This is a genomic window from Ketogulonicigenium vulgare WSH-001 (assembly GCF_000223375.1).
Classification (GTDB): domain Bacteria; phylum Pseudomonadota; class Alphaproteobacteria; order Rhodobacterales; family Rhodobacteraceae; genus Ketogulonicigenium; species Ketogulonicigenium vulgare.
This window is the reverse complement of the sequence record NC_017384.1, coordinates 1,291,456-1,304,640: the sequence shown is the minus strand read 5'-3', so window position 1 is coordinate 1,304,640 and position 13,185 is coordinate 1,291,456. Positions and strand designations below refer to the sequence as shown.

Annotated in this window: 11 protein-coding genes; 5 read left to right on the top strand and 6 right to left on the bottom strand. The window is 61.4% G+C overall.

The annotated features are described in order from the left end of the window. Positions 1-6 precede the first annotated feature (6 nt). From KVU_RS06455 to fsa, 3 genes are read right to left on the bottom strand one after another with little or no spacing between them, the layout of a single operon-like run. Positions 7-930, bottom strand: a complete 924-nt coding sequence (locus KVU_RS06455; protein WP_013384542.1) for a tyrosine recombinase XerC — start codon at positions 928-930, stop codon at positions 7-9. Next, positions 927-1,637: a DUF484 family protein gene (locus KVU_RS06450; protein ID WP_013384541.1), complete on the bottom strand. Its 711-nt coding sequence runs from the start codon at positions 1,635-1,637 to the stop codon at positions 927-929. The genes KVU_RS06455 and KVU_RS06450 overlap by 4 nt, the downstream gene beginning before the upstream one ends. Beyond that, positions 1,638-2,291 carry a fructose-6-phosphate aldolase gene (gene fsa / locus KVU_RS06445; RefSeq protein WP_013384540.1) on the bottom strand — a complete coding sequence of 218 codons (654 nt, stop codon included), beginning with the start codon at positions 2,289-2,291 and terminating at the stop codon, positions 1,638-1,640. 103 nt (positions 2,292-2,394) lie between these two features. Here fsa and KVU_RS06440 point away from each other — a divergent pair, with 103 nt between their 5' ends. Beyond that, complete coding sequence (locus KVU_RS06440) at positions 2,395-3,237, top strand: hydroxypyruvate isomerase family protein (protein WP_013384539.1); 843 nt, start codon at positions 2,395-2,397, stop codon at positions 3,235-3,237. 26 nt (positions 3,238-3,263) lie between these two features. On the opposite strand, the gene KVU_RS06435 is transcribed toward KVU_RS06440, so the two are convergent. Next, a complete protein-coding gene (locus tag KVU_RS06435; RefSeq protein ID WP_014537793.1) occupies positions 3,264-4,541 on the bottom strand; it encodes a hemolysin family protein in 1,278 nt (425 codons plus the stop codon). Between the two features lie 124 nt (positions 4,542-4,665). On the opposite strand from KVU_RS06435, the gene dnaG reads away from it, so the two are divergent. The 4 genes from dnaG (at position 4,666) to nrdR (ending at position 9,966) form a co-directional block, all read left to right on the top strand. Continuing rightward, positions 4,666-6,603, top strand: a complete 1,938-nt coding sequence (dnaG, locus tag KVU_RS06430; RefSeq protein WP_060486260.1) for a DNA primase — start codon at positions 4,666-4,668, stop codon at positions 6,601-6,603. A 216-nt stretch (positions 6,604-6,819) separates the two neighbouring features. Beyond that, positions 6,820-8,796, top strand: coding sequence for an RNA polymerase sigma factor RpoD (rpoD, locus tag KVU_RS06425; RefSeq protein WP_013384536.1), 1,977 nt, complete (start codon positions 6,820-6,822; stop codon positions 8,794-8,796). Between the two features lie 38 nt (positions 8,797-8,834). Then, positions 8,835-9,413 carry an exonuclease domain-containing protein gene (locus KVU_RS06420; RefSeq protein ID WP_236953052.1) on the top strand — a complete coding sequence of 193 codons (579 nt, stop codon included), beginning with the start codon at positions 8,835-8,837 and terminating at the stop codon, positions 9,411-9,413. Positions 9,414-9,498: 85 nt separating this feature from the next. Then, entirely contained in the window at positions 9,499-9,966 is a 468-nt protein-coding gene (nrdR, locus tag KVU_RS06415) for a transcriptional regulator NrdR (RefSeq protein WP_013384534.1), read from the top strand. Here the strand turns inward: nrdR and KVU_RS06410 are convergent. Further along, on the bottom strand, positions 9,963-11,909 hold the full coding sequence (locus tag KVU_RS06410) for a capsule polysaccharide biogenesis protein (protein WP_014537791.1): 1,947 nt from the start codon (positions 11,907-11,909) through the stop codon (positions 9,963-9,965). The two genes, nrdR and KVU_RS06410, sit on opposite strands and share 4 nt — an antisense overlap. Beyond that, positions 11,906-13,180, bottom strand: coding sequence for a capsule polysaccharide biogenesis protein (locus tag KVU_RS06405; RefSeq protein WP_014537790.1), 1,275 nt, complete (start codon positions 13,178-13,180; stop codon positions 11,906-11,908). Before KVU_RS06405 ends, KVU_RS06410 begins: the two co-directional genes overlap by 4 nt. Positions 13,181-13,185 lie beyond the last annotated feature (5 nt).

Here is a 13,185-nt window from a genome sequence, read left to right as displayed (position 1 = left end):
GTCGGGCTATTCAGACCGCGCCCTTGGATGGGCGCGGTCGTAGATCTGCATCAGATGGGCGGCATCGACCGCCGTATAGGCCTGTGTCGTCGACAAAGACGCATGGCCCAGCAATTCCTGAATGGACCGCAAATCGCCGCCCGCCGCCAGCAGATGCGTGGCAAAGGAATGGCGCAGCGCATGGGGTGTCGCGCTGGCGGGCAAGCCCAGTTGCAGGCGCACCTGTTCAATCATCTTTTGAATGATACGCGGGCTGAGAGCCCCGCCACGCACACCGCGAAACAGCGGTGCGCCAGCAACGGGCGCATAAGGCGTGCGGCGGACGTAATCCTTGACCGCTGCGGCGGCGATGGGCAGCACCGGCACCAGCCGCTGCTTGCCGCCCTTGCCGGTCATGCGCAGCACATCGGGCAGGGGGTAATCCTCGCCCGTCAGCGACAGCGCCTCGGATATCCGCAGGCCCGATCCGTAAAGCAGCGTGATCACCGCCAGATCGCGTGCTGCGACCCAAGGCTCGTTCGACTGCACCTCAACCCGATCCATCAGGCGGCGGGCGTCATCGACCTCGAGCGGGCGGGGCAGGTTGCGTTGGAATTTGGGCGCGCGGGCGGCAAGGACGGCGGTCGGCTCGAACCCCTCGCGCGCGGCAAGCCATGTATAGAACCCTTTGACCGCCGACAGCGCCCGCGCCAGCGAGCGAGAGGACAGCCCCGTGCCGCGCATCTGCGCCATCCAGGCGCGCATATCGGCGACCTCGATCTGCGCAATCGCGGCAAAGCCCTGCGGGCCGCCGTGGTGCAGTGTCATAAAGGTCAGGAATGTGCTGACATCGTGGCGATAGGCCACCAATGTCGCGCCTGCTTTTCCCTCGATCGCGCCCGAATGCACCAGCCAGCGGTCCAGCGCATCCGCAAGCGCTGCGGAAATCATGTCAGCCAGCGGCGCATGCTGCGTTCAAAAACGCTGCCAAAGAAATGCAAAAGCTCGGTGCCGTGCTGCGGGTCGAAATGGTGCGGGTCCTCGGACCCCAATAGCACGAGGCCGGGACGGCGGCCCTCGCCAAGATCAAGGCGCAAGCAGGCTTCGGATTGGATATGGTTGGCCTTGTCACCATAAAGCGCGTCAATGCCATAGGCGATCTGGCGCAAGGTGACGGGGCGGGGCGAATGGGAACGCCCCTCGGTCAGGTAGTGATCGACAAAACCGGGGCCAGCGGCCACCAACGCGGGCGCGATACGACCGACGATCGCCCCTTCGGCGCCATCAGCCCCCTCTAGCACCAGCTGCACATTATCCAGACGCAGATGTCCGGGCAGATCATGCGCCAGAAAATGCAGGAAAGCGTTGAAATCCAAAGGCTCCAGCAGGGCGAGGGCCGCCCTGTGGATCATGTTCGTGCCCGCCAGATTTTCATAGGCGGCGGCAATGACGGAACGATGGGCGTCCTCTAGCCGGTCAAGCCTCTCTTCCAGACGCTCCATGGCGATGCCGCGCAGGTCGATGACATTCTGGCCCATGGCCTTGTCATTGGCCGCCACCAGCGCGCGCATAATGTCCTGATCTTCCAGCAATTGCGCCGGATCAGCCAGAATGCGCGCCCGCGTCTGGGCGTCAAGCGAAGAGAGGTCTTGCGACATTCAGAGGATGCTCTGCCCCGTTTTTGCCCAATCGGCGTTAAATTGTGCGAGTCCGCTGTCGGTCAGCATATGCTTTGCCAGCGCCTTGATCACGCTTGGCGGTGCGGTCATCACATCTGCGCCGATTTTCGCGCATTCGGCGACATGGTTCACCGTGCGGATCGAGGCCGCAAGGATCTGGGTTTTGAAATCGTAGTTGTCGTAAATGGTGCGGATGTCTTCGATCAGGTCAAGCCCGTCAAAGCTCTGATCATCCAGACGGCCGATAAAGGGCGAGATGAACGTCGCGCCCGCCTTTGCGGCCAGCAGCGCCTGATTGGCCGAGAAGCACAGCGTCACGTTGACCATGTAACCTTCGTCCGACAGCACTTTACAGGCTTTCAGACCGTCCCAGGTCAGCGGCACTTTTACGGCGATATTGGGTGCGATCTCGACCAGTTTGCGGCCTTCGGCGATCATATCCTCGGCTTTCGAGGCGACGACTTCGGCCGAAACAGGGCCCGAAACCAGTTCGCAAATCTCGCGGGTGACTTCCAGGATGTTGCGACCCGATTTGAGGATCAACGAGGGGTTGGTGGTCACACCATCAACCATCCCAAGGTCGTTCAGCTCGCGGATCTCTTCAATAACGGCGGTATCGACGAAGAATTTCATTGCTCTCTTCCTGACAAGAACGTCACTTTACGCGTCATTTACCTGATACCATGCCATGCTGGAACCCCTGAATGCATTGGACAGTTGACTTAACGATTGTTAGATGGCCTACCCGTTCGATATTTTCATATATATTGATGCATACATGCCCAAGTTCGCTGCAAATTTAACACTGCTGTTTCCCGAGCTGACCTTTATGGATCGGTTCGCCGCCGCTGCTGATGCTGGTTTTACTGGGATTGAAGTTCTATTTCCATACGATCATTCAGCCGTAGATGTCCTAAGCCGGTTGCGGCGTCATAAGCTCGACTTTGTGTCGATGAACGCGCCGCCGCCCAATTATACGGGACGACCCCGTGGTTTCGCTGCCGTTGTTGGGGGCGAGCTGAATTTCCGGCGCGATTTCCAACGCGCCATTCGCGTCGCCAATGCCATGGGCGCGCAAAACGTACAGATCATGGCTGGTGCGGGAACCGGTGCCGAAGCGCATACAACCATGGTCGAAAATCTGCGATGGGCCAGTGCCGAATTGGCCGGCAGCGCGATAAAGTTAACGATCGAGCCAAAATCCACCCGCGATGTGACCGGCTATTTCCTAAGCGACCTTGGTCAAGCGATTGATCTGATCGCCGAAGTCGATGCCCCAAATCTGGGCCTGCAATTTGATACCTATCACATTGCGGCAATTGCGGGCGATGTGATTGCGGCGTGGAATCGCTGCCGCCATCTTGTCAGCCATGTTCAGATCGCATCCTATCCCGAGCGGGCCGAGCCTGACATGGGCGAGATGTCGTTGTGGGACTTTTTCAACCAGATCGACGCCGACGGCTATGACGGTTGGGTCAGCGCGGAATATGCGCCGCGCGGCACGACGGAACAGGGGCTGGGCTGGTTGCGTGGGCAGATGCCAAATACAGCATCGCGTGGCGGGCGCGCCTTAGCCTAAGGCCACACGCGCCCATCTATCTGTCGTTACGCGCGCGGCAGCTCGCGCACCAAAACCTTGTCGATCCGGCGCCCATCAAGGTCGACCACTTCAAAGTTCCAGCCGCCCGCCTGCACCTGATCGCCCAGTTGCGGCATATGGTGCAGGTGGTTCAGCACCAGGCCAGCCACGGTTTCATAATCGCCAGCCAGCTCGCGCGGGATACCGATGCGGTCGCAAAATTCATCTGCGGGCATCCAGCCAGCCACCAGATAGCCACCTTCTTCGCGTGCGACAAAGGCGGGCTCCTCGGCCAGGGATTCCTGGAAGGTGCCGGTGATCGCCTCAAGGATATCACCCGTGGTGATCAGCCCTTCAAAGCTGCCATATTCGTCGTAAACCAGGGCCATGTGATTGGCCGATTTGCGCAGGATCTCGATCACGCTGATCGCATCGGCGCTTTCATAGACCACGGGCACTTCGCGCAGCAGCGCGCGCAGATCCAGCGGCTGGCCCGCGGCAATCGCGCTGATCACATCGGTCACGTAAAGCACGCCCAGCACTTCGTCGCCTTCGCGCACGGGAATGCGGGGACGCCCGATGCGCTGCAGGTCGGCGATCACATCCTCGGTGGTGCTATCCACGTCGATAAAGGCCACTTCGTGGCGCGGGGTCATCAGTCCGCGTGCATTGCGGTCGGCCAGACGCATGACGCCGGACAGCATTTCACGCTCTTCAATCTCGATCACGCCTTGGTCGCGCGCCTCAGAGAGGATGACGCGCACCTCTTCTTCGGTGACGGCCTGATCTTGCTGGCCCGACTGGCCCAGCAGACGCAGAACCGTGGTGCCCGAGATATCAAGAAACCATACAATGGGGGCGGCCACGCGCGAGATCATCTTCATCGCCGGGGCGACGCGCATGGCGACAGCCTCGGGGTTGCGCAGGGCGATCTGCTTTGGCACCAGCTCGCCTACGATCAGCGACAGATAGGTGATCGAAATCACGACGACAGCCACGCCCAGCACATCGGCGAGGTTCTGGGCCATGCCCATGCTGGCCAGCCAGCCGGTCAGGCGCAGACCCAGCGTCGCGCCCGAAAATGCGCCCGACAGGACGCCAACTGCGGTGATGCCGATTTGAACGGTGGAAAGGAAGCGGCCGGGGTTTTCGGCCAGATCCAGCGCGGTGGCCGCACCGGATTTACCAGCCTCGGCGAGGCTTTTCAGCTTTGCGCGGCGCGAGGACACGACCGCAAGCTCGGACATGGCCAGCGCGCCGTTGATAAAGGTCAGCGCGACCACGATGAATATTTCTGTTAACACGGGGTCCTGTCTGACCTTGTGGAGGATGGATTGAGACTAGGGGATGGCCCCCGCCTTTGCAATGCCGCAGAGGCAGGGCTTCACCACACTTTACACTGGCCCTTTGGACACCGATATTAGCGCTATGAGTCTTCCTGCAGGTTTCCTTGATGAGCTGCGCGGCCGCCTGTCGCTGGCACAGGTTGTCGGGCGCAAAGTGGTCTGGGATCGACGTAAGTCGAATCCGGGCAAGGGAGACATGTGGGCGCCATGTCCCTTCCATCAGGAAAAATCGGCCAGCTTTCACGTTGATGATCGCAAGGGCTATTATTATTGCTTTGGCTGTCACGCCAAAGGCGATGCGATCTCTTTCGTGCGCGAGACCGAGAACGTCGGCTTTACCGAGGCGATCGAGATCCTTGCCCGCGAAGCCGGAATGCAGGTGCCCGCGCGCGATCCGCAGTCGCAGCAGCGCGCTGATCGGCGCACGCAGCTCTCTGATGTGATGGAGCAGGTCGTCCAGTTCTACCGCCTGCAACTGAAAACCCAAAGCGGCGAGGGCGCGCGCGCCTATTTGCAAAAACGTGGCCTGTCCCCTGCGGCATGGGATCGGTGGGATCTGGGCTATGCGCCGCGCGCAGGGTTGTTTCATCACCTGCGCGACAAGGGCGTGGCGCTGGATCTGATGGTTGATAGCGGTATGGTCGTCGTGCCCGATGATGGGCGCGAGCCGTTCGACCGTTTCCGTGACCGTATCATTTTTCCCATCCGCGACGCGCGGGGGCGGGCGATCAGTCTGGGCGGGCGGGCGATGGACCCGGCTGCGCCCGCGAAATACCTGAACGGGCCGGAAACGCCGCTGTTCGACAAGGGCCGCAACCTGTTCAACATGGGCCCCGCGCGTGAGGCGGCAGGCAAGGGCAAGCCGTTGATCGTGGCCGAGGGCTATATGGATGTCATCGCCCTGTCCGAGGCGGGCTTTGGCGCGGCTGTTGCGCCCCTTGGCACCGCCGTGACGGCGGATCAGTTGGCGCTGATGTGGCGCATTACCGACGAGCCACTGATCGCGCTGGATGGCGACACCGCCGGGATGCGCGCGGCGATGCGGGTGGTTGATCTGGCGCTGCCGCTGCTGGTTGCGGGCAAGGGCTTGCGTTTCGCGCTCCTGCCAGAGGGGCAGGACCCTGACGACCTGATCAAAGCGCGCGGCGCGCCTGCCATGCAGGCCGTGATAGACGCGGCCATGCCGATGGTGCGCCTGATGTGGCAGCGCGAGACCGAAGGCAAAGTCATCGACAGCCCCGAGCGGCGCGCCGCGCTGGATAAGCAACTGCGCGCGCTGATTATGACGATCACGGATGCCTCGATCCGCAAACATTACGGCGATGAGGTGAACCGCCTGCGGCAGTCGCTGTATGGCCCCGTGGCCGAGGCAAAGCCCGGCAAGCTGCAATGGCGTCCGGGCAAAAAGGCGACGGCCCCCAGCGGGCCGACGGCGGCGGCGCGGGCCTCGATGCTGGCAGGCTCAAGCGATCAAGAGCGTTTGCGCGTGGCGGTGATCCTGGCGACGCTGCTGTCTTGCCCCGAAATCCTGCCCGAGTTCGAACTCGAACTCGAACGGATGGCCTGTCACGATCCCGATCATCGCGATCTGCGGGCGGCAATATTGCGAAATGCGCATCAACCTGACCTGCGCGCCGCGATTGAGGACAGTTTGGGCCATATGCCCCTTGAAAGACTGTTCGCGGAACGCCATGTCGCTATTTCACCCGCTGTGCGCCGTGCAGGCGATGCCGAAGTGGCCCGTCTGTGCCTTGCTGAAGAGCTGGCCAAGCTGAATGCCCGTCGCGGCCATGCGCGTGAGATTGAAGAAGCGCTGGAAGACTGGGAGGATCTGCCCGGCGAAACCGTCACCTACCGTCTGGGCGAGGCCGCCAAGGCGCTCGATCGCGCCGGTCGCGGTGATGATGACGATAAAGCCGTTTATGATATCAGCCCGAACGGGGCACGGCTAAAGCGCGAGGAACGCGATGCGTTCGATGCTTTGCTGGCCCAGATCGGGCGCGGAAAGGGCCAACCCTAGCCGCGCGCAACGCCCGCGCCGCCTATCGGTCGCGCAACATGAACCGGGTGTTTGATAGATTGGGGGCGAATCGGTTGCGAATCACCGGACTTCAGGATTGATTCGGCCGAAGATGCGTGATTCGCCCATGAGAGGCTGGTTAATCCCCAGCCGGAACGATAAAGGCGCAAAACGGGCACCACCCGATTTGCGTTCACTGCCTGCAAGGGAGCCATCATGGCTGTGAAAGACTCTGACGACGTCAAAGACAACGAACAGGACAGCGATATCTCGTTTGATATGTCGCAAGCTGCCGTCAAACGGATGATCGCTGACGCGCGTGAGCGTGGCTATATCACCTATGACCAGTTGAATTCCGTCCTGCCGCCCGATCAGGTCTCGTCCGACCAGATCGAGGATGTGATGTCGATGCTGTCGGAGATGGGCATTCAGGTCACCGACGAGGAGGAGACCGAGGAAGTCGCCGATGACGGCACCTCGCGCGAGGTTGCGACCGTTGGCGCCCGCGAGCTGACCCTTGCCGGCCCTGAGGTCGAAAAAACCGACCGTACCGATGACCCTGTGCGGATGTATCTGCGCGAGATGGGCTCGGTCGAATTGCTGTCGCGCGAAGGCGAGATCGCGATCGCCAAGCGGATCGAGGCTGGCCGCAATACGATGATCGCGGGCCTGTGCGAAAGCCCGCTGACCTTTAACGCGATCACCATCTGGCGCGACGAGCTGATGGACGAGGCCGTGCTGCTGCGCGATGTCATCGACCTCGAGGCGACCTTTGGCAATCAAATGGGCGAGGATGACGATGCGCCCGTGGTTGATGCCGCAGGTGGCAGCGAGCCGAAAATGCGCGAGCGCGGCGCCGAGCTGGATGCCGATGGCAATCCCATCAGCCGCGATGACGATGATGAGGATGATGACCAGAACAGCATGAGCCTTGCGGCCATGGAAGCGACCTTGCGTCCGCGTGTTCTGGAAGCCCTTGATACCATTGCTGAACAGGCGATGGCATTGGAAGAGCTGCAAGAGGCGCGGATGCGCGCCAAGATGGAAGAGGGGGCCGATTTTTCGGTCGCCGAGGAAGGCCAGTATCAGGTTCTGCGCCAAAAGATCGTCGAGGTCGTGAACTCGCTGCATCTGCACAGCAACCGGATCGACGCGCTGATCGACCAGCTTTACGGCATCAACCGCCGTATCATGTCGATCGACAGTTCGATGGTGAAACTGGCGGACCAGGCGCGGATCAACCGCAAGGAATTCATCGACGAATATCGCGGCTCGGAACTTGATCCGTCCTGGCTAGAGCGTATGGGCCAAAAGCCCGGTCGCGGCTGGGCCATGCTGATCGAGCGTTCGCGCGAAAAGGTCGAGGAATTGCGCGCTGAAATGGCGCAGGTCGGCCAATATGTCGGCGTCGATATCAACGAATTCCGCCGCATCGTGCAGCAGGTTCAAAAGGGCGAGAAAGAAGCCCGTCAGGCCAAAAAAGAAATGGTCGAGGCGAACCTGCGTCTGGTGATCTCGATCGCCAAGAAATACACGAACCGCGGTTTGCAATTCCTTGATCTTATTCAGGAAGGCAATATCGGCCTAATGAAGGCCGTCGATAAGTTCGAATACCGTCGCGGCTATAAATTCTCGACCTATGCGACATGGTGGATCCGTCAGGCGATCACGCGTTCGATCGCCGATCAGGCGCGCACCATCCGTATCCCGGTGCATATGATCGAGACGATCAATAAACTGGTCCGCACCAGCCGTCAGATGCTGCATGAAATCGGCCGCGAGCCGACGCCCGAAGAGCTGGCGGAAAAGCTGCAGATGCCGCTGGAAAAAGTCCGCAAGGTGATGAAGATCGCCAAAGAGCCGATCAGCCTCGAAACCCCGATCGGGGACGAGGAAGACAGCCAGCTGGGCGATTTCATCGAGGACAAGAACGCGATCCTGCCGCTGGATTCCGCCATTCAGGAGAACCTGAAGGAAACCACGACCCGCGTTCTGGCCAGCCTGACCCCGCGCGAGGAACGCGTTCTGCGGATGCGTTTTGGCATCGGCATGAACACCGACCACACGTTGGAAGAGGTCGGCCAGCAGTTCAGCGTGACGCGCGAACGTATCCGCCAGATCGAGGCAAAGGCGCTGCGCAAGTTGAAACACCCCAGCCGCTCGCGCAAGCTGCGCAGCTTCTTGGATCAATAAGGTGACGGGCGCGGGTGATCTCCCCGCGCCCTTTTCGCATGAATATTTTCCCCTCCGGCCCTTTCCGTTTTCTGGCGCTCGACGTCGAGACCGCCAATTACCGTGCGCATTCGATCTGCCAGATCGGTATTGCAGCCGTGCGGCCCGATAATACCATTGAAACATGGACGACGTTGATCGACCCCGAGGATGACTTCGTCGCTAACAATATCGCCATTCACGGCATCCGCCCCGAAGCGGTCGTGGGCGCGCCGCGTTTTGCGCAGGCGTTTCGCCAGCTCTCGCCGGTATTGTCGCGCCATCTGATTTTTCAACACAGCAGTTTTGATAGCCGCTGCTTTGCCGCCGCTGCCGAACGCGCTTATCTGGACCCGCCGGAATGGACCTGGTCCGATAGTGTCACACTTGCGCGGCGGGTTTGGCCCGAGCTGAAGGGCGCGGGCGGCGGGCATGGCCTTGGTAATCTCAAGAAAGCACTGGGCCTGCAATTTCGCCATCACGACGCAGGCGAAGACGCGCGCGCCGCCGCCGAGGTTGTCCTGCGGGCCGAGGCGCATACGGGTCTTGATTTCACTGCATTAATTAAGCCGCCGCGCCGCCTTTCTGCCGTGCGGTAAGGGGCAGGTTCCCTCTATCCAAGCGGGGTTTGCCTGCTATAGTCGCGCCTGTGGATAAGTCGCCGGACGAGAGGTCATAGACAGGATGCGCTGCCCGTTTTGCGGAAACGTCGATACACAGGTCAAGGATTCACGCCCGGCCGAAGATCATGTCGCCATTCGCCGTCGCCGCTTTTGCGCCGCCTGTGCGGGCCGCTTTACCACCTATGAACGCGTGCAATTGCGCGATCTGACCGTGCTGAAATCCAATGGTCGGCGCGAGGATTTTGACCGCACCAAGCTAGAGCGGTCGGTGAAAATCGCGCTGCAAAAACGGGTGTCGGACGCCGAACGTGTCGATCAGATGATTTCGGGCATCGTGCGGCGGCTGGAAAGCATGGGGGATGCCGAGGTGTCGTCCAAACAGATCGGCGAGATTGTGATGGAGACCTTAGCGCGTCTCGATACCGTCGCCTATGTGCGCTTTGCCAGTGTATACAGAAACTTTCAGGCTGTTGATGATTTCGACAAATTCATGGCCGAACTGCGCCCTGACACGAAAAAGGAAGACTAACGCCAGATCCAGGCAAAGCTGGCCAGTGCGCCTTGCACTTTGGCCAGTAGCCGGTTGAAGGGGCTGCGTTTTTGCGGCGCGCCCGATTGCAGCCATGCCGCGATAGCCTCGGGCGGGCAGGGCAGACCGGATTTGGGGTGAAAATAGCGCGGATAGGCGATCAGGACGGCATGGGCGAGTGTCGCAAGATCGGGTCGCGCGCTGCGCCGCGCGGGCACGCTGCCCAGATCCTGTGTCAGCCCCCAGCCCGCATAAAATGGCGCGCCATAACAGGTCACAGCCTTGCCGCGCAGCAAAGCCTCGAACCCGAGGGTCGAGGTCATCGTCCAGACCTCATCCGCTGCGCTGATCGCCACTGCCGCATCGACGCCGCGCAAGATCACATCCGCATCGGGATCGGCGACCGCGCCGGGACGCAGTCCCGCCTCGACATCGGGATGTGGTTTCCACAGGATCACGGCATCTGGATTTGCGGCGCGCACCGCACGCAGCAGACCCGCGTTCGTGCGGATATCACCCGCGCCAAGGCGGATCGAGGCATCGTCCTCGACCTGTCCGGGCACCAGAATGCGCCGCCCAGGCGGCAGATCGGGCAGCGCGCTATTGCCAAGGTTGTATTTGCTGATGCCGCTCGCGTTCAGCGTGGCAATCAGCGCAGTCGCGCGGGCATGATCATCGGGCGTGATCGCAGCCTCGATCAGTGTTTCCAACCGCGAGGGCCGGGTAGGGTCGTAGTAAATTCCCAGATCATCCAGCACCAATGACGCTGGCGGAACCAGCTCGGCGCCGAGGCCGCGCGAACGTAAAAACCCATCTTCGACCCGCACGGCATCGCCCATTTCAGGTTGATAGCGATTGGCCCAGACCATAACGCGGCGGGCGCCCGCAGGCGGTTTGAACCGTATGCCGCGATAGCGACCGAAAGCGCGTTGCAGCGGCCCGCGTTTCCACAGCCGCATCCCCAGCGCAAGCCAGCCCATGCGGTCCTCGCGCCAGGCGCGGCGCTGCGCCTCTAGATTATCGATGACGGTTTCGATCTCGCACAATTGGTCGGTATGGGGATCATACCATTTGGGGAACTGGATCATCGCAGCGGTGAAAAGCTGCGTCACGGACAGCGCCCGCCCGCGCCGCGGCGGCGGGCTGCGGTCGTCGCTAAGGCCCCAACCCGCGTAAAAGGGCTGTCCAAAGACGGCCGGGCGCCGGCCGTTCAAGATCGCCTCGAACCCCAGTTGTGACGAGAGCGTATAGACCTGCGCAGCCCCCGAAAGCAGCATCTGCGGCGGATAGGGCGCGTCGATGAACGCCTCGCCGCGCAGCAGGTCATCGGCGCGGAAATGGCCGCCGCGCTGACCGGCGGTGGTTTCGGGGTGGCTGCGGATCAGGATGCGCGCGCCCGGATTTTCATCGCGCGCGGCCTGCAACATCGCCAAAAACGCCGCGCGATCGCCGCCGCTGGCGCGCACCGACGCATCGCCCGCCGTTTGATCCACGATCAGCACATAGCCGGGCGCGGGGGGCGGCAGGTCATCCAGCGTTGCGTTGTATTTCGAGAGTTGCAGCCGGTTCAATCGCGCGATCAGACGGGCAGCGCGCGCCTCCTCGTCCGCGGTCAGGGTCACGGTGCTCAGCAGGTTTTCCAGCGTCGACGGCTGGCTGGGGTCGTAATAAAGGCCCAGCGGGTCAATCAGCAAGCCCTGCGGCGGCTCGCCCGCGCGACCTGTCAGAACGGATCGTAAAAACGCATCTTCGACAGTGATCAGCGGGGCGCTGCTGCGGCGGGCGACCCAGCGGCCGCGTGCGCTGACCGGGCGCTGGCCCCAGACCACGACGCCATCTGTGCCACTTGGCCAGCCGAGCCGCAGGTCATAGCCCGCAAGCTGCATGATCCGCCGCACCCGAGGTTGACGCAAAAAACCCAGATTAAAGTAGCGCAGCCTCATTTCACGAGGCGCAAGCTGGCCTCACCAATCCGCGACAGGCTGGCCTCGTAGGGGTCGGTGTCGGCCAGCACTTGGTCCACAACGCGGCGCATCAACTGATGGCGGGCGCGGCGGGAATAGAAACCGCCGGGCACCTGGCTGGTTTCCAGCAAAAACGCCCGGTAGTCACGATAGGCCCGGCCATCAGGGCGCTGCGGATTGCCAAAGAAATCGACGATATCCTGCTGCGACACCAAACCCGGCTTGTCATAGATCGCCGTGCCGAACAGTTTCAGCGGCAGCCCTCGCCACAGGGCCTGTTGCCCAGCGGTCGAGTTCACCGTCACAGCGGTTTTCGCGTGATCCAGCAGCCCGCCCAGCTTGCCGCCGCTGACGTAATGGATGCGTCCTGCCAACCCATATTGATCCGACAGCTTTTTCAGGATTGCCGCATAGGGGCGACGGCCCATCTCTAACGGATGGGCTTTGAAAACAATATGGTGGTGACGCGGTGCGCCTTTGGCAAAACCTTGCAGCACGACGTCCAGAAACTCTTCCATCTTGCGAAAGGGCGAGTGCATCTGAAAACTGGAATCATGCTCGAGTTGCATCAGGACAAGGTGATAGGGGAAGCCGCCCTCTTTAACACGACGTGTTTTGATATGGCGGTCCACCGCAATGATCGGGGTCGTCACCATGCGCCTTGTATAGAAATAAGCTTCTTGCAGGGGGGATAGCTCGCGGTGGCGCTGAAAATGGGGATAGCGACGGCTGCCGACGGACAAATACCAGTGATAAAGCGCGCCATAGAACACATGCTCGCGCATGTCGCCCCAGTGAGCGGGGGCCTCGGTCACTTCGTTTTCGCGACGGGCGAGCGCGCCCTGCATCTGCGCCAGTGAAATATCCATCAGGCGCGAATGGCCATTCGATCCATCACGTTCGTAGGTGGCCCACCATGGCCGCAGGTAACCCTCCTCGAACACATGCAAGCGCAGGCCCAGCTCTTTGGCGCAGGTGACCGCTTCGGCATGGATGGGACGGGTGTCGCCATAGAGCACGATATCGGTGATGCCGCGATCGGCGATCAGCTCGCGCAGCCGCGCGGGCCATGCCTCGATCTTGTCGGTGAAGGGGATGTAATTGGTCTTATTGCGCCAAAACGCCTCGTCCCCAGCGTTGAATCCGACGCGGCAAACCGAGGCACCGGCGCTTTCCAGCATCCGTCCCATGGCGGCAAAAAAGGGGCCGTGCGGGCCTTGCAGAAATAAGAAACAACGCATCCATGCCATCCACT

Bases quoted from the DNA above. Each gene is read 5' to 3' on its own strand.
- KVU_RS06455 (WP_013384542.1), bottom strand. From the start codon at position 930: ATGATTTCCGCAGCGCTTGCGGATGCGCTGGACCGCTGGCTGGTGCAT.
- KVU_RS06450 (WP_013384541.1), bottom strand. From the start codon at position 1,637: ATGTCGCAAGACCTCTCTTCGCTTGACGCCCAGACGCGGGCGCGCATT.
- fsa (WP_013384540.1), bottom strand. From the start codon at position 2,291: ATGAAATTCTTCGTCGATACCGCCGTTATTGAAGAGATCCGCGAGCTG.
- KVU_RS06440 (WP_013384539.1), top strand. From the start codon at position 2,395: ATGGCCTACCCGTTCGATATTTTCATATATATTGATGCATACATGCCC.
- dnaG (WP_060486260.1), top strand. From the start codon at position 4,666: ATGAGTCTTCCTGCAGGTTTCCTTGATGAGCTGCGCGGCCGCCTGTCG.
- rpoD (WP_013384536.1), top strand. From the start codon at position 6,820: ATGGCTGTGAAAGACTCTGACGACGTCAAAGACAACGAACAGGACAGC.
- KVU_RS06420 (WP_236953052.1), top strand. From the start codon at position 8,835: ATGAATATTTTCCCCTCCGGCCCTTTCCGTTTTCTGGCGCTCGACGTC.
- nrdR (WP_013384534.1), top strand. From the start codon at position 9,499: ATGCGCTGCCCGTTTTGCGGAAACGTCGATACACAGGTCAAGGATTCA.
- KVU_RS06410 (WP_014537791.1), bottom strand. From the start codon at position 11,909: ATGAGGCTGCGCTACTTTAATCTGGGTTTTTTGCGTCAACCTCGGGTG.
- KVU_RS06405 (WP_014537790.1), bottom strand. From the start codon at position 13,180: ATGGCATGGATGCGTTGTTTCTTATTTCTGCAAGGCCCGCACGGCCCC.